We start from the raw sequence: 21,979 nt of genomic DNA on the forward strand, positions 1-21,979 counted from the left end.
GGCGGCACTCGTTCAACCCGACCTGTGGAGATGTTGATAAACCTGTGAAAAACCCCGGGCGCGTGTGCATTTCGACCCGTCCGTCACAAAGTGCCTGGTGACGGCGGGTTCATCTATGCACATTCGAACGCTCACGCTGCGCGATTTCCGCTCCTGGGAGCATGCCGACCTCGAATTACCCACAGGCAGAACCGTTTTCCTGGGGGCCAACGGCAACGGTAAGACCAATCTCGTCGAGGCCGTCGGTTATCTGTCCACACTTGGTTCCCACCGGGTTGCCGGCGATGCCCCGCTGATCAGGTTGGGGCAGCAGCGATCTCGGATCGGCGCCACCGTCGTCAACGGTGGCCGCGAACTGCGCATCGATGTGGAGTTGAACCAGGGCGCCGCCAATCGCGCTCAGATCAATCGGTCACCGGTCCGCCGCACGCGCGAGATCCTCGGGATCCTCCAGACCGTGCTGTTCGCGCCGGAGGATCTGGCGCTGGTCCGCGGCGACCCGTCCGAACGACGCCGTTTCCTGGACGAACTGGCCACTGCCCGGCTGCCGCGTCTGGCGGCGGTGCGCTCGGATTACGACCGTGTGCTGCGGCAACGCTCCGCGCTGCTGAAAACAGCGGGGCGACAGGCGCGTTCGCGTTCGGGCGCGCCGGCCGAACTGAGTACCCTCGACGTCTGGGACGGGCATCTGGCCGCGCACGGCGCCGAACTGCTGGCGCAGCGGCTGCGGCTGGTGCACGAACTGCACCCCTATCTCGAACAGGCCTACCGGTCCATCGCCCCGGAATCGCGGACCGCGGCCATCCGCTACCGCAGTTCCGCGCTGCCCGAGGAGTTCCTCGATCCACAGCGTTCTCCACAGTCCGACGATGTCGAGGCGCTGGAGGCGAATATGTTGAGCGAGTTGGCATCCGCGCGCGGCAAGGAACTCGAGCGCGGGGTCTGCCTGGTCGGCCCGCATCGCGACGATCTGGATCTGATGCTCGGTTCGGCACCCGCGAAAGGCTTTGCCAGCCACGGGGAATCGTGGTCGTTCGCGCTGGCCCTCCGGCTGGGCGCCTTCGAACTGCTTCGCAGCGCGGGTACCGATCCGGTCCTGCTGCTCGACGATGTCTTCGCGGAATTGGACCGGCGTCGTCGCACCGCGTTGGCCGCGGTGGCCGCCGGGGCCGAACAGGTGCTGATCACGGCCGCGGTGCCCGAGGACGTGCCGCCGGAACTCGAGGCGAATCCGGTCCGGGTCGAGACCGACGGCGTCGCGGACGGGCGGACCTCGCGCATCGTCGAGCCGCCGACCCTCGCGGACGAGACCCTCGCGGACGAGAGCGCCGAAGGCCGGCACATCGGCTGAAGCTGTCGGACCCAGCGGCTAGCCTTGCCGCAACGTAGTGACCGGAAAGGAGTCGAAGGTGGCCGCAGACCCCGGGCGCGAAGACGGCTCCCCGCCGTCCACCGGCCCCGAACCGGAACTGCGTGGTGTCGACCTGGCTCGTCGTGCCCTGGAGGAGGCGCGCGCCGCGGCTCGCGCCAGCGGTAAGGCGGTCGGCCAGGGGCGCGCCTCACCGCGTAAGGGCGGGGTTCGAGCACTCCGCCGGCGTTCCGGCTGGTCCGGTGCACGGCCCGACGACCGGGATCCGCAGCTGCTGTCCGCACTGGCAGGATCGCTCGCCAGGAGTCGCGGGTGGTCCGGAAAGGTCGCCGAGGGAATGGTTTTCGGCCGGTGGTCGGCCGTGGTCGGCGACGACATCGCGGCACACGCCGACCCGGTATCGCTCACCGACGGCGTGCTGAGTATCCAGGCCGAATCCACCGCCTGGGCCACTCAGTTGCGAATGCTGCAGTCGCAGCTACTGGCGAAGATCAATGCCGCGGTCGGTCAGGGCGTGGTCACCTCGCTGAAGATCAGCGGTCCCGCCGCGCCGAGTTGGCGCAAGGGTGAGCGTCATATCAAGGGGCGGGGTCCGCGCGACACCTACGGCTGATCCGCGGGCGCCGAGTTTCACGTGGAACCGGTGCGCAGTCCGGCGGCCGGCCGAACCACATCGGCGTAACTTCGCGCCGCGGGATCCGAGTGCCCGTCGCTTTCGCTGAGGCTCACGGGAGCGGGTTCGCCCATAACCGGACCCGGCGGCGACCGATTTCACGCACTCACGACGCTCTCAGGGGTGTCATAGGTGCATCCTGTGCCGGGGGTACCAGTAGGATGGAAGAGTAACTAGCGGCGATACCTTCGGCGCGTTCCGTGCAGCACGCGCGAGGACCCGTAATTCTCGAGCAGTTCGAAATCTCGAGCAGAGGCCATACGGGGCTCGGGCTGTGTGTGTTGTCCGACGTCGCATCGAGGGATCAGCAAGTAAGGAGAGCTACCGAGCAGTGGCTGCCAACGACTCCAACGCAAGCGGCTCGTCCAAGGCGAAAGCGGGCAACAAGGACTACGGTGCCTCCAACATCACCGTTCTCGAGGGACTCGAGGCGGTCCGCAAACGCCCCGGTATGTACATCGGTTCCACCGGTGAGCGCGGTCTGCACCACCTGATCTGGGAGGTTGTGGACAACTCCGTCGACGAGGCGATGGCCGGCTACGCCAGCCGAGTCGACGTGACCCTGCTGGCCGACGGCGGCGTCGAGGTCGTCGACGACGGCCGCGGTATCCCGGTGGCGATGCACGCGACGGGCGTGCCCACCATCGAGGTCGTCATGACCCAGCTGCACGCCGGCGGCAAGTTCGACTCGGACGCCTACGCCGTATCCGGTGGTCTGCACGGTGTCGGTATCTCGGTGGTGAACGCGCTGTCGAGCCGGATGGTGACCGAGATCGACCGCGACGGCTTCCACTGGAGCCAGGAGTACAAGGACGCCAAGCCCGGCAAGCTGGTCAAGGGTGAGCCCACCGACCGGACCGGCACCACGCAGCGCTTCTGGGCGGATCCGGACGTCTTCGAGACCACGACCTACAACTTCGAGACGATCTCGCGCCGGCTGCAGGAGATGGCCTTCCTGAACAAGGGCCTGACCATCACCCTCACCGACGAGCGGGTGAGCGATGCCGAGGTCACCGACGAGGTGGTCAGTGAGACCGCCGAGGCCCCCAAGCACGACGAAGGCGCGGCCGCGCCCGAGCACAAGGTCAAGACCCGGACCTATCACTACCCGGGCGGCCTCGAGGACTTCGTCAAGCACATCAACCGCACCAAGCAGCCGATCCACAACACGGTCGTCTCGTTCACCAGCAAGGGCACCGGCCACGAACTCGAGGTCGCGATGCAGTGGAATTCGGGTTACTCCGAATCCGTCCACACCTTCGCCAACACCATCAACACCCACGAGGGTGGCACGCACGAAGAGGGCTTCCGCGCGGCGCTGACCACAGTGGTCAACAAGTACGCCAAGGACAAGAAGCTCCTCAAGGAGAAGGACGGCAACCTCACCGGCGACGACATCCGCGAGGGTCTGGCCGCCATCGTGAGCGTCAAGGTCAGCGAGCCGCAGTTCGAGGGACAGACCAAGACGAAGCTCGGCAACACCGAGGTGAAGTCGTTCGTCCAGCGCACCTGCAACGAACATCTGGCGCACTGGTTCGAGGCCAATCCGGCCGATGCCAAGACGATCGTGCAGAAGGCGGTGTCCTCGGCGCAGGCTCGCGTCGCCGCCCGCAAGGCTCGTGAGCTGGTCCGGCGCAAGAGCGCGACCGATCTGGGCGGATTGCCGGGCAAGCTGGCCGACTGCCGGTCCAAGGATCCGAGCAAGTCCGAGATCTACATCGTCGAGGGTGACTCCGCCGGTGGCTCGGCGAAATCCGGCCGCGACTCGATGTACCAGGCGATCCTGCCGCTGCGCGGAAAGATCATCAACGTCGAGAAGGCGCGCATCGACAAGGTCCTCAAGAACAACGAGGTCCAGTCGATCATCACCGCCTTCGGCACCGGTATCCACGACGAGTTCGACATCTCGAAGCTGCGGTATCACAAGATCGTGCTGATGGCCGACGCCGACGTCGACGGCCAGCACATCTCGACGCTGCTGCTCACCCTGCTGTTCCGCTTCATGCGCCCGCTGGTCGAGCACGGTCACGTGTATCTCGCCCAGCCGCCGCTGTACAAGCTGAAGTGGCAGCGCTCCGAGCCGGAATTCGCCTACTCGGACCGCGAGCGCGACGGTCTGCTGGAGGCCGGTCTGGCCGCCGGCAAGAAGATCAACAAGGACGACGGTGTCCAGCGCTACAAGGGTCTCGGCGAGATGAACGCCAAGGAACTGTGGGAGACCACCATGGATCCCTCGGTGCGGGTGCTTCGTCAGGTGACGTTGGACGACGCGGCCGCGGCCGACGAGTTGTTCTCCGTGCTGATGGGTGAGGACGTCGAGGCGCGTCGCAGCTTCATCACCCGCAATGCCAAGGACGTTCGCTTCCTCGACGTGTAGCCGGCGCTGCGCAGCACACTGCGCGCCCGTCCACATGCCGAGCCCTATGCACAGGCCCTCTAAGGAGACTTCATGACCGAGACCACGCTGCCGCCCAACGGTGGTGCGGGCGACCGGATCGAGCCGGTCGACATTCAGAACGAAATGCAGAGCAGCTACATCGATTACGCGATGAGCGTGATCGTGGGCCGCGCGCTGCCGGATGTGCGCGACGGGCTCAAGCCGGTGCACCGGCGCGTGCTCTACGCGATGTACGACAACGGCTACCGGCCCGACCGCGGCTACGTGAAATCCGCGCGCCCGGTCGCCGAGACCATGGGTAACTACCACCCGCACGGCGACGCCTCGATCTACGACACCCTCGTGCGCATGGCGCAGCCGTGGTCGCTGCGGTATCCGCTGGTCGACGGCCAGGGCAACTTCGGTTCCCGCGGTAACGACGGTGCCGCCGCCATGCGGTACACCGAGTGCCGGCTCACCCCGCTGGCGATGGAACTGCTCCGCGAGATCGATCACGAGACGGTCGATTTCACGCCGAACTACGACGGCCGCTCCCAGGAGCCCGTGGTTCTCCCCAGCCGGGTGCCGAACCTGTTGATGAACGGGTCCAACGGCATCGCCGTCGGTATGGCGACCAATATCCCGCCGCACAACCTGAACGAGCTGGCGGATGCCATCTACTGGGCGCTGGACAACTACGACGCCGACGAGGAGACCACCCTCGCGGCGTGCATGGAGCGCGTCAAGGGACCGGACTTCCCGACCTACGGCCTGATCGTCGGAAGCCAGGGCATCCACGACGCCTACACCACCGGTCGCGGCTCCATCCGGATGCGCGGTGTGGTCGAGATCGAAGAGGACAATCGGGGTCGCACCACGATCGTCATCACCGAGCTCCCGTACCAGGTCAACACCGACAACTTCATCAACTCGATCGCCGAGCAGGTCAAGGACGGCAAGATCGCGGGTATCTCCGATATCCACGACGAGTCCTCCGACCGCGCGGGTATGCGGATCGTGGTCACGGTCAAGCGCGATGCCGTGGCGAAGGTGGTGCTGAACAACCTCTACAAGCACACCCAGCTGCAGACCAGCTTCGGCGCCAACATGCTGTCGATCGTCGACGGCGTACCGCGCACGCTGCGGCTGGACCAGATGATCCGGCTCTACGTCGATCACCAGTTGGACGTCATCGTCCGGCGCACCCGCTACCTGCTGCGCAAGGCCGAGGAGCGGGCGCACATCCTGCGCGGCCTGGTCAAGGCGCTGGACATGCTCGACGAGGTCATCGCCCTCATCCGGCGTTCGGCCAACACCGACACCGCGCGCACCGGCCTGATGGAACTGCTCGAGATCGACGAGATCCAGGCGACCGCCATCCTCGACATGCAGCTGCGGCGCCTGTCGGCCCTGGAGCGGCAGAAGATCGTCGACGAATTGGCCCGCATCGAGGCCGAGATCGCCGATTTGAAGGACATTCTGGAGAAGCCGGAGCGTCAGCGTGCCATCGTGCGCGACGAACTGGCCGAAATCGTCGAGAAGTACGGCGACGACCGCCGCACCAAGATCGTCGCGGCCGACGGTGACGTCGCCGACGAAGATCTGATCGCTCGCGAGGACGTCGTGGTCACCATCACCGCGACCGGCTACGCCAAGCGCACCAAGACCGACCTGTACCGCAGCCAGAAGCGCGGCGGCAAGGGCGTGCAGGGCGCCGGCCTCAAGCAGGACGATCTGGTCAAGCACTTCTTCGTGACCTCGACCCACGACTGGCTGCTGTTCTTCACCAACCTCGGCCGGGTCTACCGGGCCAAGGCCTACGAGCTGCCCGAGGCCAACCGCACCGCGCGCGGCCAGCACGTGGCCAACCTGCTGGCGTTCCAGCCGGAGGAGAAGATCGCCCAGGTCATCCGGATCAAGACCTACGAGGACGCCCCCTACCTGGTGCTGGCCACCCGCAACGGCCTGGTGAAGAAGTCGAAACTGACCGACTTCGACTCCAACCGCACCGGTGGCATCGTCGCGGTGAACCTGCGCGACAGTGACGAATTGGTCGGCGCCGCACTGTGTTCGGCCGACGACGATCTGCTGCTGGTGTCCGCGCACGGACAGTCGATCCGGTTCACCGCCAACGACGAGGTGCTGCGTCCCATGGGCCGCGCCACCTCGGGCGTGCAGGGTATGCGCTTCAACGCCGACGATGAGCTGTTGTCGCTCAACGTGGTTCGGGACGGCACCTATCTGCTGGTCGCGACCGCGGGCGGATACTCCAAGCGCACCGCGATCGAGGAGTACACCGCGCAGGGCCGCGGCGGTAAAGGTGTGTTGACGATTCAGTACGACCCGAAGCGTGGCAGTCTGGTAGGAGCGCTCATCGTCGACAACGATGACGAGCTCTATGCCATCACGTCCGGCGGCGGTGTCATCCGGACGGCGGCGAATCAGGTACGCAAGGCGGGCCGGCAGACCAAGGGCGTGCGTTTGATGAACCTCGGCGAGGGCGATACCTTGCTCGCGATCGCGCGTAACGCCGATGAGCCCGACCAGGTTTCCGGGGAAGAAGAGGCCTGAGGCTCGGATTAGCGTTAGGTTCTGGAAGCGGTAATTTCTCCACAAGCAGCGGCGCCACGACGGATCGAAGGATTCTGCATTGACCACTCCGAATCAGCCGAACGACGAGCGAAACCACGCCAACGGTGTGACCGAGCGGATCGCACCGTCACCGATTCCGCCGCGGCCGGCGCCGCGGTCCGGGTCGTCGGCCGACAACGGCTCGGGTAGTTCGTCCGCAAACCCCGAGTCGCAGGGCGATTCCGCGAAATCCGGCGCTGCGGCGCCGGAGGCCGCCGAGGCCGGTGAGGGTCGTGGTGGTTCTCGCTTCGAGGAGGGTTGGTCGCAGCTGCCGCAGCGGGAGCCGCAGTCGAATCTGAATCGCCCCGGCCAGGCTCCCGTGCAGGGCCGGGCGAACCCCCAGACCGGACTCGGCGGCGGGGTTAAGAACGCCCGTACCACCACCGACCTCGCGGCCAAGGCGGCGCGCAAGGAAGCGGCGATGGTGAAATCCGTCGGCATCGACGGACCGACCCGCAGCATCGCCCGTCCGGAACTGATCAAGGATCTGCCCGATCTGTCGGATCTGCGGCATCCGCTGCCGCAGGCGGACGCCGGTGCGGCACAGTCGGTTCCGATGGCGGTGAAGACCGCGGCGCCGACCGTCTCGCCGGCCGCGCAGGCGGCGGTCGCCCAGGCGGTGACCAGCGGTGAGCCGTTGCGCGCGACCGTGCAGGTGCGCCATATCGACCCGTGGTCGACGTTGAAGGTTTCGCTGGTGATCAGCGTCGCCATGTTCTTCGTGTGGATGCTGGCCGTCGGATTCCTCTACATCGTGCTCTCCGGCATGGGTGTGTGGGACCGCCTGAACAGCACCTTCACCGACATGGTGAACGACAACAACTCCTCGGCGACGACGATCATCGACGCCGGCAGCGTATTCGGATACGCGGCCGTCATCGGCCTGATCAACGTGGTGCTGTTCACCGCGCTCTCGACGGTGGGTGTCTTCATCTACAACCAGTGCACCGATCTGGTGGGCGGCGTGCAGGTGACGCTGGCCGATCCGGACTGACGCTCCGCGACGAACGGCCGGCCGGTTCTCACCGGACCGGCCGTTCGTGCTTTATGGGTGCTTTGACCAGGCGTTTTGGAGAGCAATCGGGGGGTTGTGTAGTCTCTACCGAGTCAGTCACGACAGCATGTCGAGTCGAGACGAAACACTACGGGCCTATAGCTCAGGCGGTTAGAGCGCTTCGCTGATAACGAAGAGGTCGGAGGTTCAAGTCCTCCTAGGCCCACATTCGCATACCTGGTCGTCGACGACGGCCGAGGGGGCCTTAGCTCAATTGGCAGAGCACTGCCTTTGCAAGGCAGGGGTTAGGGGTTCGATTCCCCTAGGCTCCACTTCTTCTTCTCACGATCCGGGGGGATCCGATCCGTCTCTCTCGCCGGTTCCTGTCGCGCCGATACACCTCACGCAGCGCTGCCGGTACCGCGTCGTCGATGCCGGAAGCCGTGGCTGCCGGGGCGGTCGCGGCACAGTAGGGTGGACGGCATGAAACTTCTTCTGACGATCGGTGCCATTGCCGCAGTTGTCTTCGCCGTCACCAAGGTTCGCAAGCGGAGCGAGGCGGATCTGTGGCACGAGGTGACCGCGCGCTGAGCCGCCACGCTCACCGGGGCCTTAGCTCAATTGGCAGAGCACTGCCTTTGCAAGGCAGGGGTTAGGGGTTCGATTCCCCTAGGCTCCACAAACCCCGCAGCTCCACAAACCCCGCAGCTCCACAAACCCCGCAGCTCCACAAACCCCGCAGCTCCACAAATTCCACAGCTCCACAAATTCACGGCCGGGCCAGCAGGTCGATGACCGCCTGCACTTCCTCCGGTGTCGGGGTCGGCAGATTGTCGCGGCCGTGGATCAGCCCGATCCCCAGATACACCATCGCGCCCGCGCGCAGCCGCGCCTGTCCCGGCTCGAAACCCAGATCGAGCATCGCCGTCTGCACGGTCCGGAAGATGCGCTGATCCAGTGCCCGGACCGCCGCCGCCACCGTGTCGTCGGTGCGTGACCACTCCCGCACCGAGGCCTCCACCATCCAGTGCTGCGGATCCACCAGCATGGCCGCCATCTGTTCGATGCGGGACTCGACCGGAATCGAATCCAAGGCGGCGAGGGCCCGGACCGCCTCACTCTGCATTTCGCCCCACCGGTCGGCCATCGCGGCCATCAGTTGTTCGAGATCGTCGAAATGCCAGTAGAAACTACCCTTGGTGACGCCCAGTTCCTCGCACAGCCGGGGAATCCGGATCGCGGTCACACCCTCGCGCGCGAGGAGATCCAACGCGCCGTTCACCCAGTCGTCGTACGACAGCCGCGTCGTCTGACGGCGGTTGCGATGTTGTGCCTCCGCTTTTCTGGAGGCCGCCTTTCCGGACACCGCCTTCTTGGACGTGACCGGGGCCTTCTTCGGTGCCGTCATCCATTCACCGCCGAGTCGCCCAGGTCCATAACCCGATCGTAGGGGAGCCGGCCCGCTGTGGATTCGACATGCGCACGGCCCACCTCCTCGCACCGTTCAAACGAGTACCGTCTACTGTACTCAATGGTATGGTCGCTGCGACGGGTGACGATCGATGTCACCTCGGAAGGTGCGAGGGATGAATCGACCGATCGGCCGCCGTGCGATGCTGCGCGGTATCGGCGCGGGTCTGACGGCCGCGGTGGCCGGGCGCGCGGCGACAGTCACGGCCGATCCCGTGCCGGGCGGATTCGAGAGCCCGCTGTTGTTCCACTCGCCCCCGATGCAGCCTTTCGTGGACGAACTCCCGCGGCCGCCCGTCGTCACCGGCAGTCACCTGGACCTTGTCGCGACCACCACCAGCCATCGTTTTCACCGCGATATGCCCGCGGTGCCCGCCTTCGGATACAACGATCAGACCTATCTGGGCCCGACCGTCGAACACGAAGCCGGCCGGCCGCTGACCGTCCGGTTCCACAACCGGCTCGGCGCTCATCCGTTCGCGGCCGATATCGACACCACCCTGCACGGGGTGCCGGAGAGCTACCGGACCACGGTTCCCGCCTCGCTGCATTTGCACGGCGGAGTGACTCCGCCCGCCAGTGATGGGCACCCGGAACAACTGGTCATGCCGGGACAACACCTCGATCACGACTTCCCGCTGCGGCAGTCGGCCGGTCACCTCTGGTACCACGACCACGCGATGGGGATCACGCGGGCGAATGTCTACGCCGGATTGACCGGCATGATGCTGCTGCGCGACGAATTCGACACGGGAGCTCCGGACAATCCGCTCGGACTGCCGGCGGGGGAGTTCGAGATACCCCTGGTGCTGCAGGAGAAGTTGTTCGCCCCCGACGGCCGCCAGAGTCTGCGCTCGACCGCGGTGGTGCCACCGGGTTCGTGGGAAGGCGGTGCGGTCGGCGACGTCGGAGTGGTGAACGGGGTGGTGTGGCCACAGCTGCCGGTCGCGCGCGGGCTGTATCGGTTCCGTGCGATCAATGCCGCCTCGTTCAGTACGTGGAATCTGTTCTTCGGCAATCGGATGCGGTTCTGGGTGATCGGAAACGACCACGGACTGCTGGATGCGCCGGTGCCGGTACGCAATCTACGACTCGCTCCGGCCGAACGGGTGGATCTCCTGGTGGATTTCGCCGAGCTCGCGCCGGGGGAGACGGTCGAACTATGCAACGACGAAGCACCGGTGTTCCAGGCGTCGATCCTGGGCGAGGTCGCGATGCCGGTGTTCTGCCGCTTCCGCGCCGAGGATCGCACGGGGTTGCGCGGGCCGGTCCCGCAGACGCTGCGCGGTGGACCGCCACAGCCCGCGCCGCTGCCGCCGGTGCCGGTGCCGACTCTGTCGCGGACCCTCACGGTCAGCCAGCCGTACGAACTGCGGATGCCGCCCGCGATCATGTCGTTGAACAACCTGCGCTATTCGGATCCGGATATCGAAATGCCGCGGCAGGGCACGACCGAGGTGTGGAACATCGTCAACATCACGCCCGATCCCCATCCCATCCACATCCACCTGGTGGATTTCCGCATCCTGAGCCGTACGCCGCTGCGCACTGTGGATTACCAACTCGCTCATCCCCAACCGGCGATCGGCACCCGGTGGACTCCCGATCCGGAGGGCTTCCTGGCCGGGCCGCCGCAGCCGCCGGCGCCGTGGGAGAGCGGCCGTAAGGATGTGGTGCGAGTCGACGGCGGCACCGTCACCCGGATCGTGGTGCGATTTCCGACCGCCGACGAACTCGGATTCGATCCCGACGCGCCCTTTACCGGACTCACCGCGCCCATGCCGGGTGCGGCGCATTCGGCGGAGCATGCCGCGCATCGGGATTCGGATCTGCGCGGCTTCGTCTGGCACTGCCATCTGCTCGATCACGAGGACCACGACATGATGCTGCGATTCCGAACGGTGCGGTGAAATGACGACACAGATACGAACCCTGAAATGCCCCAGCGCTTTCCGGTATTGGGAGGCGAAGCAGCAGCCCGCCGTGCAGCGCTTGGAAGCGATCGTGCGGAAAGTGACCGGGGCCGAACTCTTTCCCACCGACGAGCAGGCCCGGGCTCTCACCGAGGATCTGTTCGCCGGTGATCCGGTCGCCGAACGATTCGTCGCCGAGGTGATGCACGGTCCCGGTGGTTCGGCACAGGGCCGCGCACTGCTGGACCGGGCCTTGGCCGAGGGGATCGATGCCGTTCCCGAGGCGCCGGATTCGATGCGCGAACTGTTCGCCGAATTCGACACCGTGCCCGAGTGGGTGCGTCCCGAATTGGTCGAACAGGGCGCGGCCATCTGGCGGCGCTGGGGCACCATGCTGTTCAGCTTCGCGGGTGCGGAAACACTGGAGATGTACACCGAATCGGCGGTCGCGACTCCGCTGTCGCTGGCGGGCGGATATGCCGGAAACAGTGCGCTGCGCAGGTATTTGGAGACCTGCCGATTCTGGATGGACGTCTCGCAGCCGAATGCGCTGCTCACCCCGGGGTCGACCGGGCGCGCCACCGCGCTCAAGGTCCGGGTGATGCACGTGTCGGTGCGCGCACGGGTGGCCGGCCATCCCGAATGGGATATCGACAAGTGGGGGCTGCCGATCAGCCAGACCTATCAGTTGCTGACCCTGATCGCGGGCAGTGTGACACCCGGCCTCGGGCTGTGGGCGCTGGGATATCAGACGACGCCGTCGGAAATCCGCGCGCTGCTGCACTTTCAGAAGTACATGGGATATCTGCTGGGCGTGCGGTTGCAGTGGCATCCGGAAACCGTGGTCGACTCGCTGCGGGTGCTGGCGATGACCATCGCCTCGCGTTCCTACGACGCCGGTGCGCACGGCGCGGAATTGATCGAGTCCTATCCCGCCGCGTTCGCTCCCCGCCCCGAACACCGCGGCGTGAGCCGGCTGCGCGCCGCCTACAACTACCGCATCAACTCCGTGTATTCGGCGATGTACATGGCGCCGGGCACGCGGCGCAAATACCGTATGCCCCCGGCCTTTCCCTGGTTGCTGATTCCGGTGCTGCGGTTTCCGCTCATCACCGCGATGGAATTCGTGCGCCGGATACCGCCGGTCGGGCGGGTGCACGAGAAGGTGATGGTGCGGCACCGAGAGAACTGGTACCGGGCCCAAATGCAGGGCAGAGAAGCGGAATTCGATGCGAGCGGAGCGTTGCGGCGATGAACGACACAGCCATTGTGGAGGCGTGGAACGGTCCCGGCCGCCGGGACGGTGAACTCACCACGGTCGAACCGCGCCACAACGCACTGCATCCCGCGGCGAGTTCGCTCGCCTTCGAGCACTGGTATTTCGACGCACATCTCGACAGCGGGCATACCGTCGTCGGATTCCTCACCAAACGCCGCCCGGAGGATTTCCCGCACGCGCGTCCCTGGGTCGAGCTGATGGTCTACGAACCGGACGGCACCCGTCGGCAGGTCTCGCGCAAATATCCCCGCAATCAGGCGTCGTTCGACGCGCAGTCGTGTGATGTGCGGATCGGAGACAACCGGGCCTACACCGAATTCCGGCCCGACGGATTGCCGACGCATCACCTGAGACTGGCCGAGGACGGTTTGGTTTTCGACCTGCGCTTCGACAACGAACTGCCGAGCTGGATGCCTGGTAAGGGGGAGACGCATTTCGGCGGCGGTGATTCCTTCGGCTGGGTCGTCGGCGCGCCGCGCGCACGGGTGAGTGGCACCGTGACCATCGACGGCGTCGAGCGGTCCGTCACCGGTCGCGGGTACGCCGATCACAACTGGGGCGTCGGCGATATGCGCAAGATCATCGAGCGCTGGCACTGGGGGCGGCTGTATGTGGAGGACTATTCGCTGCTGTTCGCCGACGTGCTGACCCAGCAGCGACGCGGCGCGCACGAGATCGCGCCGCTCATGCTGGCCCACCACGACCGCGTCGTTCTCTCGACCGGCGAAACGACGCTGCGCGAGGGACCGGCGCGTTTCGACGCGACCGCCGGGCGCGGCTATCCGGAGTGGATCGAACTGCGCGTACCCGATCGGGTCGAATTGCGGCTGACAGTGGATCGGGTGATTCACGCCCACGATCTCCTCGACGATATTCCGCTGGTGGGCACCCGGCTGCTGAAACCGCTGGCGCACAAGTTGATCGGACATCCGGGCTATTTCCGATTCGAATCCACCTTCGAACTGACCGTGCTCGGCGGTGCGGAACCGGTCCGCCGCACCGGCACCACCTTGCACGAATTGGTGGCGCTCACCTGAGACTTGCGCGGTTCGCGCATCCGCGGTGCAAGGACGCTGCAAGCGGTTGGCGGCAGGGTCGATGTCATGAGCGAGACATTCGATGTGGTGGTCGCCGGGGCGGGCCCGGTCGGACTGATGCTGGCCTGTGAACTGCGGCTGGCCGAGGTCGAGGTGCTGGTCGTGGAGCGGCTGACGGAGATCGATCGGACCATCAAGGCCGGAGCGATCAATGTGCCGACGGCTCAGGCCTTCGATCGGCGCGGACTGTTGCCCGAGTTGCTGGCGCATCAGCAGGCGGCGATCGAGCGGATGAACGCGTTCGACGTCCGGAGGGTGGCCGCGAACCGGCCGCCGATCGCGGGACATTTCGCCGGAATCATGTTGTCGTTCGACCTGATCGACGCCGAAGACCCGGCGTTCGCGGGGGTGGGGCCAGCGGGCCGGGCCGTCCTGGTGAGCCAGCAGGGCATCGAGGAGATTCTCGGTGCGCGCGCCGCGGAACTCGGCGTCGTGGTGCGCCGGGGCGTAGAAGTGACCGATCTGACCGACCACGGCGACGGCGTGACCGTGCGCTGCCGGGCCGCCCAGGGTGGTGGTGCCGGGAGCTGTGGCGGCGAGGAGATACGTGCCTCGTGGTTGGTGGGTTGCGACGGTGGACGCAGTACCGTCCGCACACTCGCCGGCTTCGACTTCCCGGGCATCGGGCCGGAGATCACCGGACGGCAGGCGGTGGTCGAGATGTCGGAAACCGAAGGGCTGCAACTCGGTTGGCACGACACCGAGCACGGCATCTACGTCTACGGGCCGACTCCCGGCCGCTTCCTGACCGTGGAACTCGACGGACCGCCGATCGATCGCGACGCGCCGATCACGGCCGCCGAGCTGGAGGCGAGCCTGCGTCGCGTTTCCGGGGCGCCCGTGCGGGTCTCGGCGGTGCATTCCGCCACCCGGTTCACCGACAACACCCGTCAGGTGCCGGACTACCGCAAGGGCCGTGTGCTGCTCGCCGGTGATGCGGCGCATGTGCATTCGCCGTTCGGCGGACAGGGCCTGAATCTCGGAATCGGCGATGCGGTCTGCCTGGGCTGGAAGCTCGCCGCGGTTGTCGACGGGCGGATGGACGAGCGGCTCCTGGACACCTACACCGCCGAGCGGTATCCGATCGGCGCCTGGGTGCTGGAATGGACCCGGGCGCAGGTCGCGCTCATGCGACTGGACCGCCGCAGCAAGGCGCTGCGGGCGGTGATGTCGGAGCTACTGTCCACCGGCGACGGCGCGACCGCCGTGTTCAAGCGGATTTCCGGTGTGCTGCACCGCTATCATCTGGGCGGCGACCACGAGCTGATCGGCACCATCGCTCCCGATCGCGATCTGTCCGACGGGACCCGCGTGGCGGAGCACTTCGCCACCGGTCAGGGTGTGCTGTTCGATTTCGCCGACTCCGCGCAGCTGCGCGCCGCGGCGGCGCCGTGGCAGGACCGGATCCGGATCGTCACGACGAAGCCGTTGGACGCCTCGGACGTGCCCGGCTCCCGCGATGCGGCCGGCGTGCTCGTCCGTCCGGACGGCTACGTCGCCTGGGCCGCCACCGACGGCACCGAAGGTTTGACGACCGCGCTGACTCGCTGGTTCGGCCGGTGAGCGGGATTTCTCGTCGGCTCGTTCGGGCGTGTTATATGTGACTGCGCGTAGCGGGCAGATGTGCTGCTTGCCTACGATCGCAGAGCTATTGTTCGTCGAGGTGCCGGTGTGGTCCGGCGCGTGCTGCGGGACGTCCGCTGTTCATCGCGCGGCATGCCGCCGATACCGAAGCGCTGGCCCGGATGGAAGCGGTCGACCGCTTCATGGCGCCGATGCCCGGTTATCTCGGCCGTTCGCTGTGGCAGATCTATCGCAGTCTGGTGTTGCGAAACGAGCTGGCGGACGGCGTGATTCGACTGCGCTCGGATCTCGTCGTGGATCTGTCGAAACTGACCTGCCGGGTCCTGCTGATCGGCAGCCGCACCGATATGCTCGTGCCCGCCCGGTCCACCCGCCGCGGAGTCGAGCTGCTCACCGGTGCCGCCGACGTGCGATTCGCGGAGGTGACCGGCGGACATCTGGGCCTGATGGTGGGTCCCGACGCGGCCGGCTCGACCTGGCCCGCGATCGGCGAATTCCTCGGCGAATCCGGAGATTCCGATCAGATCAAACCGAGCTCGCGCGCCCGCGCGATGGCCTCGGCCCGGGAACCGCTGCCCAGCTTGTGATAGATCCCGCGCAGGTGTGTTTTGACGGTGTTGATCGAAACGCCCATGCCCTCGGCGATATTGAGCGTCGTCATCCCGGACGGCAACTGGCGCAACACCGACATCTCGGTTTCGGTCAATCCTGGATTGTGGGCCGCGCCGCGAGCCGACGGGTGCGACCGGATCAGATCGACCAGCCGGTCGTGGTGACCGAAGCGGCCGACCGAACCGTCCAGTAACGCAACGGTTCCCGGCACCTCCAGGAACGGGCGCACGATCCGGTCGTCGGCAGCGTGAGTCAGCGCCTGCGCCACCGCCTCGTAGGCCTTGACCGGGCGGTCCAGATGGGCGGACGCGGAGGCATACAGGAGCCATGCCGTGACGGAGGTGAGCGGGGGCAGTCCGTCGGTCCGGCGCAGCAGTGGCTGGAGCAGCTCGAGTGTCGTCGACGAGGTCTGCGCATACTCCGACAGGCATGCCTGCGCCAGCACGACCTCGGGCGTATGGCCCAGTACCGCGACCGCTCGCTCGACCAGAGTCTGTGCGCCGACGCGGGATTGGATCCGCAGCAGGGCGAGGACCGTATGCAGGACCAGATTGCCAGAGGAGCGCGCCGGTGTCGGTTCGGCGAGCATGTCGAGCAGCTGAATCCGCAGCGTATCGGCAGCCAGGAAACGATCTGTGGCGGAATCGAATTCGATCAGCCGCAGAATCGCCTGCGCCTGACGGTCAGCGGCCGGCGCGGGAGACAGGCCGCTCGTCGTGGCGGGCGGTAGCTGGCCGTGCACATCGATCGGATCGCCCTGCAGATAGCGGGCGTACGCGATCATCGCCTGTGCGTGCGTCATCGCGGAATGTGTTCGCATTCCGTATTTCTCGGCGAGCTCCACGGCATGTTCGGCCCGCTTGCACATCACCGTGAGATGGCCGCCGATACCACCGCACAACGCCAGTCGCGTTGCCGCCGGCACGACGAAGCGACCCAGTCCGGCATGTTCGGCCAGCGCGAGCGCCTGCCAGAGCCCGGATTCCGCGCGCGCGACATCGCCGCGGTGCAGGTGCGCGTTGGCCAGCTGCAGGATGATGTAGCAGTCCAGTTCGGCATGCCCGGTCGGAGTGGGCGTCGCCGGATCGGGAGCGGCGGGTTCGGTGCCCGTCAGCACCGCGACATCGGCGGCCACGGCGCAGCGCAGCGCGGTCAGCCAGGACGCGGGCACCAGTGCGGACGCCGAACAGGGCTCTGCTTCGAGGCGATCCAGGTAGGCCGTGCAGGCCGCCACGTCTCCGCGGCCCACGGCCTCGGCGATGCGCAGCAGTTGGACGAATTGATCGTCGGCGAGTTCGCCGACGTCGTCCAATCGGGCGAAGAAGGACGGCCCGTCCCCGCCGAACACCAACCTCGGGCCGTGTTCGCGGATGAACCGCGACAGCTGTGGATGTCCCGGCACGGCGAGGACGTGATGCAGTGCGGCGGACGGCATCCGGGCATCGATGAACCACTTCGAACAGCTGCGGTGAATGCGCTGCAGCCGGTCCGGAAGTGAGCGTGCGGCTTCGGCGAGCAGATAGGCGCGCAGCATGGGGTGGTAGCTGTGCCACAGTTCGCCGTCGCGGGCGACGCAGGTGATCGGCAGATTGTTGCGCAGCAGATATTCCAGCGTGGCCGGGGCGGATTCGCCGACCAGCTCCGTGGCCAGCGCGACACTGAACTCCTCGGGCACCGCCGTGGCGAGCAGGAAATGCAGCGCATCGTCCGGCAACGCCCCCAGCAGCTCGCCGACGAGGAAGTCGCTGATGGCATGCGGTGCGCGGGCCAATGCCGCCAAGGCGGTGGGCCGGTCCTGCGGATTCGCGGCCAGATAGATCGCGGCTATTCGTACCAACGCGGCCCAGCCGCAGGTCAGTCGCTGAATGCCGGCGATATCGGCCGCGTTCAGGTGGAGGTCGTGCTGATCGAGCAGGGCCGCGGTGTGTTCGTCGTCGAGCGCGAGTTCGCGCGCCGTCAGCCGGGTGAGCCGGCCACTCAGCTCGAGGCCGTGCCATCGCAGCGGCGGATCGAACCGGCCGGTGACGATGGTTGTCAATGTGGGCGGTGCGTTTTCGACGACGTATTCCAATCCCGCGAGAGCCAACGGGTCGGTCAGCAGGTGGGCGTCGTCGAGGACCAGAACGGTCGGTTCGGCTCGGTCGGTCAACCGGTCCACCAGCGTCGCCGGTTCGGCGAGGGGGCCGGTGGGGTCCCGGTCGGGTGATCCGACGGGTAGGTCGAGCACTCCGGCGATCGCACGCCACAGATCGGCCGACTCACCGCGGCGGCCGGTGAAGGTCAGCCAGCCCACCCGGCAGGCGGAATGCCGGGGTGTCAGTCGCGCCACCCAGTCGGCGGCCAGGACGGTCTTGCCGGTTCCCGCGGGGGCGCAGATCAATACGGTCTGGCCGGCGCCGGTCGCCGCCGCCTCGTCGATGCGGGCGTGGGCAGCGGGAAGCGACAGCGGTACGAAGGAGAGTTCCGGCACGCCGAGTTGGAGGCCACTGCGAATGGCGGCAACGTTCGAGCTATCGGCTAGCGATCGCGTTGTTCTGGGCGAAGCGTTCAAAGCGCCTCCCGGAGCTGTGCCTTCGCCGAAGGCAGTGTCGGTGAAGCCTGCTTTCTCCAAACTGAAACGTACACTAATCATTTGCTGAATTCGGTCAAAATGTGCGTCCCATCATGATTTCGAATCGGTCTCGGGCCGTCGAATTCGGCCGTGGCGCAGGACGTAACGGGCCGGTCGGAGCCGTAGTGTCGGTCGGAGAATCGACACACCGGTCTGCGGCGGCGAGGTAATTCCGATGCAATTGCGACGAGATCGGCCCGCGCGGGCCGAGCGAAAAGCTCCGCCGCCCGCGTCCGGAGCGACATGGTCGCTACCGCGCGGTCTGATCGTGATGCTTTCGGTCGCCGGGGCCGTGGTGGCCGTCATGGGTATGAAGGCGTTCGCAGGCGTGCTCGGTCCCACCTTCCTGGCGCTGATGCTGACCATGGCCGTTCAGCCGGTGCAGACCTGGGTGCAACGGCGCGGCTGGCGGCCGTGGATCGGGATGGTGGCGGCCCTTTTCCTGGTCGTTCTGATTCTGCTCGTACTGATCGGGGCGCTGGTGCTCTCGGTCGCGCAATTGGCGTCCGAACTACCGAAATACTCCGACAAACTCGACGACATGCTCAACGGTGTGCGGAGTACCCTCGCCGATTTCGGGGTGGACACCGAGCAGATCCACAACGCCCTCAACGGTCTGGATGTGGGCAAGGTCGTCGATCTGCTGTCGGTCGCACTGAGCAACGCGCTCGGAATCTTCTCGAATCTGTTTTTCGTTCTGGCACTGCTGCTGTTCATGGCGATCGACGGCATGATGATCGATCGAAAATTGGCGGTGGTGGCCAAGGCACGGCCCGAAATCGCTTATGCGCTGGGTGTATTCGCCATCGGCACCCGGAAATATCTGGTGGTTTCCACGGTCTTCGGCTTGATCGTCGCCGTCTTCGACGGCGGTGCCCTGTGGTTGATGGGCGTGCCGCTTCCGGTGCTGTGGGCGCTGCTCTCCTTCATCACCAACTACATTCCGAATATCGGCTTCGTCATCGGCCTGATTCCGCCGGCGCTGCTGGCGCTGCTCGACAGCGGCCCGATGCTGATGCTGTGGGTGATCGTCGTCTATTCGGTGATCAATTTCGTGATTCAGTCGATCATCCAGCCCAAATTCGTGGGTGATGCCGTCGGCCTCAGCGTGACCGTGACGTTCCTGTCGTTGGTTTTCTGGTCGTGGGTCCTGGGCGCGCTCGGTGCGCTGCTGGCGATTCCGCTGACGCTGCTGATGAAGGCGCTGCTGCTCGATATCGATCCGACCACGCGGTGGGTCAACGTGCTGATCCAGGACCGGGCGCCCGATCCGGACGAGGAACCGTAGGCGGCGGCGACCCCACCTGGGGCCCAGCCGACGACCCAAGCCGACGAGTTCAGCCGGCGGAGTCGGGCAGTTGCGCCATCCCCAGCAGTGTCAGCCCGAGCGAATCGATGCGTGCCAGCACGCCACGCATGGCCGTGGTGTCGGAGAGGGTGCCGAACAGTGTGGTCGTCCCAGCCGACGAATGATCGCTGCGGCTCAATTCCGGAAATGCGGCCAGCGCCCGTTCGGACAATTCACCATCGATGACGAACTGATAGCGGATCGACAACGACCAACTCACCTCCTCGGCCGGGGTGCATGCGCGTCTCCAGGCTCGGGCACAACCGCTGGTAGTCGCCTCATCCGCCCGGGATGAGCTCGAGATCCGGCCGCGAACCGGTCCCGCGGGGCGACGGCGTCCGACACTCACCCGTCACGGGTGAAGCCATTGCGCACCGCGCTGGGCACATTCAGGGGAAGACCTCTCGGCTGGGAAGGAGTTCTGCCATGACCACAACCCCGCAGGAGCATCCCGTACGTCAGGGCATCGCCGCCGGAACATCGATCGGCGCGGCGATCCTGCTGATCACCGTCGGTGTGCTCTCGATCCTGGAAGGAATTTCGGCGGTCGCCAACGACAACCTCTTCGTCGTGGGCATCGACTACGTCTACCAATTCGACACCACGACCTGGGGATGGATCCACATCGTGCTGGGGATCCTGCTGGTCATCGCCGCCCTCGGTCTGATGGCCGGCACCACGTGGGGCCGGATCGTGGCAATCACGTTGGCGGCGTTGTCCATCCTCGCGAACTTCCTGTGGCTGCCCTACTACCCGGCATGGTCGATCCTGGTGATCGCGTTGAATGTCGTGGTCATCTGGGCGGTCGCCACCTGGCAGCCCGGCCCGGACCGCGTCTGATCCCCGCTTCGCCGGGCTGTGACAACCGGCTGTGACAAATAATCAGCCGGCGGCCCGGCCTCGGCGGGATCCGTATCGTCGGAATTATGGCCTCTCCGGAGCTGTCGAAGCTGGTTCAGTCGGTGGTCGAGCCCTATCTACTGGAGGGATCTCGCCGCTACAACCGGGTCGAGGTCGCGGAACTGTCGGGCGTACCGGCCGATCTGTCGCGGCGGCTGTGGGTTTCGCTCGGATTCCCGGCTCATGAGGACGACGCCGCGGTCGAATTCACCGACGGCGATGTCAACGCGGTCCGGAACTTCAGAAGTCTCGACGCGCTGGCCGGCGCCGATGTGCGCCGGCAGCAGGCGGCCGCGCGCACCCTCGGGCAGTCGATGGCGCGGCTGGCGGAATGGCAGGTCGATCTGGTCGCGGAGGAGATCGCCGACCGGATCCGTTCGATCACGGCGGGCGATCCCGCGGTGGACCAGGACAAGGTCGCCCGGGAGGCGACCGCCGAGGTGGTGTCGGCGCTGCAGCAACTGCAGGCCTACGCGTGGCGGCGCCATCTCGCGGCGGCGCTGACGCGGTCGCTGGCCGGTGACGGCACCGGAGAAACGTTGCGGGAGTTGGCCGTCGGATTCGCGGACATGGTCGGCTACACCCGGCTGACCCGGCATCTGGAAGCCGACGAACTGGACGATCTGCTGGAGTCGTTCGAATCCGTCACCACGAACGCGATCACCGCGAACGGCGGCTGGACCATCAAGAATGTCGGCGACGAGGTGATGTTCGCGGCCGAATCGGCGGTGGCGGCCGCCCGGATCGCATTGGCGATCCAGGAGGCCACGACGAGTGCCGGAACCACCCCTGAACTGCGGGTCGGGCTGGCTTACGGCCAAGTGTTGCAACGTTTCGGTGATCTCTACGGGTCGGTGGTGAATACCGCGGCGCGGCTGACCGGAGTCGCCCGGCCGGGCACGGTCCTGGTGGACGACGGCGCGGCAACACAATTGGCGGACGAGCCCGAGTTCTCGTTGCGGCATCTGCGCACTGTGCGGGTGCGCGGAATCAACCGTTTGGGTTCGCACGTGCTGCGGCGGAACGGTAGCTGACCGCCTCTGTCGTCGGATCCGAAAACGCTGTCGCACAAGGGTGGAGGCGGCGCAGACGCCGACCGGAAAAGTCCCGGAATTGGAAGC

17 protein-coding genes and 3 tRNA genes are annotated in these 21,979 nt (G+C 66.4%); 17 read left to right on the forward strand and 3 right to left on the reverse strand.

Annotated elements, in window-relative coordinates; all coding sequences use genetic code 11:
* Nucleotides 1–115 precede the first annotated feature (115 nt).
* The 9 genes from recF (at nt 116) to A5780_RS13465 (ending at nt 8,723) form a co-directional block, all read left to right on the forward strand.
* On the forward strand, nt 116–1,351 hold the full coding sequence (recF, locus tag A5780_RS13430) for a DNA replication/repair protein RecF (RefSeq protein ID WP_064908587.1): 1,236 nt from the start codon (nt 116–118) through the stop codon (nt 1,349–1,351).
* Between the two features lie 58 nt (nt 1,352–1,409).
* Nucleotides 1,410–1,982, forward strand: a complete 573-nt coding sequence (locus A5780_RS13435) for a DUF721 family protein (RefSeq protein WP_064902030.1) — start codon at nt 1,410–1,412, stop codon at nt 1,980–1,982.
* A gap of 391 nt (nt 1,983–2,373) precedes the next feature.
* Nucleotides 2,374–4,419, forward strand: a complete 2,046-nt coding sequence (gene gyrB, locus A5780_RS13440; RefSeq protein WP_063015272.1) for a DNA topoisomerase (ATP-hydrolyzing) subunit B — start codon at nt 2,374–2,376, stop codon at nt 4,417–4,419.
* A 72-nt stretch (nt 4,420–4,491) separates the two neighbouring features.
* Nucleotides 4,492–6,990, forward strand: coding sequence for a DNA gyrase subunit A (gyrA, locus tag A5780_RS13445; RefSeq protein WP_064908588.1), 2,499 nt, complete (start codon nt 4,492–4,494; stop codon nt 6,988–6,990).
* Between the two features lie 79 nt (nt 6,991–7,069).
* Nucleotides 7,070–8,044, forward strand: a complete 975-nt coding sequence (locus A5780_RS13450) for a DUF3566 domain-containing protein (protein WP_063015274.1) — start codon at nt 7,070–7,072, stop codon at nt 8,042–8,044.
* Between the two features lie 152 nt (nt 8,045–8,196).
* A tRNA-Ile gene (locus A5780_RS13455) sits at nt 8,197–8,270 on the forward strand.
* Between the two features lie 33 nt (nt 8,271–8,303).
* A tRNA-Ala gene (locus A5780_RS13460) sits at nt 8,304–8,376 on the forward strand.
* A gap of 151 nt (nt 8,377–8,527) precedes the next feature.
* Entirely contained in the window at nt 8,528–8,635 is a 108-nt protein-coding gene (locus A5780_RS41835; protein ID WP_218018595.1) for a DLW-39 family protein, read from the forward strand.
* 15 nt (nt 8,636–8,650) lie between these two features.
* Nucleotides 8,651–8,723 (forward strand) — tRNA-Ala (locus tag A5780_RS13465).
* A 90-nt stretch (nt 8,724–8,813) separates the two neighbouring features.
* Here A5780_RS13465 and A5780_RS13470 read toward each other — a convergent pair.
* Nucleotides 8,814–9,452, reverse strand: coding sequence for a TetR/AcrR family transcriptional regulator (locus A5780_RS13470; protein WP_063910804.1), 639 nt, complete (start codon nt 9,450–9,452; stop codon nt 8,814–8,816).
* A gap of 178 nt (nt 9,453–9,630) precedes the next feature.
* Here A5780_RS13470 and A5780_RS13475 point away from each other — a divergent pair, with 178 nt between their 5' ends.
* The 5 genes from A5780_RS13475 (at nt 9,631) to A5780_RS13495 (ending at nt 15,974) form a co-directional block, all read left to right on the forward strand.
* Nucleotides 9,631–11,424 carry a multicopper oxidase family protein gene (locus A5780_RS13475; RefSeq protein WP_064908589.1) on the forward strand — a complete coding sequence of 598 codons (1,794 nt, stop codon included), beginning with the start codon at nt 9,631–9,633 and terminating at the stop codon, nt 11,422–11,424.
* A 1-nt stretch (nt 11,425) separates the two neighbouring features.
* Nucleotides 11,426–12,682, forward strand: a complete 1,257-nt coding sequence (locus tag A5780_RS13480) for an oxygenase MpaB family protein (RefSeq protein ID WP_063025967.1) — start codon at nt 11,426–11,428, stop codon at nt 12,680–12,682.
* On the forward strand, nt 12,679–13,743 hold the full coding sequence (locus A5780_RS13485; protein ID WP_064901824.1) for a lipocalin-like domain-containing protein: 1,065 nt from the start codon (nt 12,679–12,681) through the stop codon (nt 13,741–13,743). The genes A5780_RS13480 and A5780_RS13485 overlap by 4 nt, the downstream gene beginning before the upstream one ends.
* A 66-nt stretch (nt 13,744–13,809) precedes the next feature.
* Complete coding sequence (locus tag A5780_RS13490) at nt 13,810–15,366, forward strand: FAD-dependent monooxygenase (protein WP_156769486.1); 1,557 nt, start codon at nt 13,810–13,812, stop codon at nt 15,364–15,366.
* A gap of 182 nt (nt 15,367–15,548) precedes the next feature.
* Nucleotides 15,549–15,974 carry a hypothetical protein gene (locus A5780_RS13495; RefSeq protein WP_197521742.1) on the forward strand — a complete coding sequence of 142 codons (426 nt, stop codon included), beginning with the start codon at nt 15,549–15,551 and terminating at the stop codon, nt 15,972–15,974.
* Here the strand turns inward: A5780_RS13495 and A5780_RS13500 are convergent.
* The gene (locus A5780_RS13500) at nt 15,908–18,469 is read right to left on the reverse strand and encodes a LuxR C-terminal-related transcriptional regulator (RefSeq protein ID WP_064908590.1); all 2,562 of its coding nucleotides are present in this window, start codon (nt 18,467–18,469) and stop codon (nt 15,908–15,910) included. The two genes, A5780_RS13495 and A5780_RS13500, sit on opposite strands and share 67 nt — an antisense overlap.
* Nucleotides 18,470–18,785: 316 nt before the next feature.
* On the opposite strand from A5780_RS13500, the gene A5780_RS13505 reads away from it, so the two are divergent.
* On the forward strand, nt 18,786–19,898 hold the full coding sequence (locus tag A5780_RS13505) for an AI-2E family transporter (protein WP_063015279.1): 1,113 nt from the start codon (nt 18,786–18,788) through the stop codon (nt 19,896–19,898).
* 49 nt (nt 19,899–19,947) lie between these two features.
* Here A5780_RS13505 and A5780_RS13510 read toward each other — a convergent pair whose 3' ends face one another.
* Complete coding sequence (locus A5780_RS13510) at nt 19,948–20,178, reverse strand: hypothetical protein (protein ID WP_030516694.1); 231 nt, start codon at nt 20,176–20,178, stop codon at nt 19,948–19,950.
* Between the two features lie 206 nt (nt 20,179–20,384).
* Between A5780_RS13510 and A5780_RS13515 the strand changes: the two genes are divergently transcribed.
* On the forward strand, nt 20,385–20,798 hold the full coding sequence (locus A5780_RS13515) for a hypothetical protein (RefSeq protein ID WP_030516695.1): 414 nt from the start codon (nt 20,385–20,387) through the stop codon (nt 20,796–20,798).
* A gap of 86 nt (nt 20,799–20,884) precedes the next feature.
* Complete coding sequence (locus A5780_RS13520; protein WP_063015281.1) at nt 20,885–21,892, forward strand: adenylate/guanylate cyclase domain-containing protein; 1,008 nt, start codon at nt 20,885–20,887, stop codon at nt 21,890–21,892.
* Nucleotides 21,893–21,979 lie beyond the last annotated feature (87 nt).

Source organism: Nocardia sp. 852002-20019_SCH5090214 (assembly GCF_001665865.1).
Classification (GTDB): Bacteria; Actinomycetota; Actinomycetes; order Mycobacteriales; family Mycobacteriaceae; genus Nocardia; species Nocardia nova.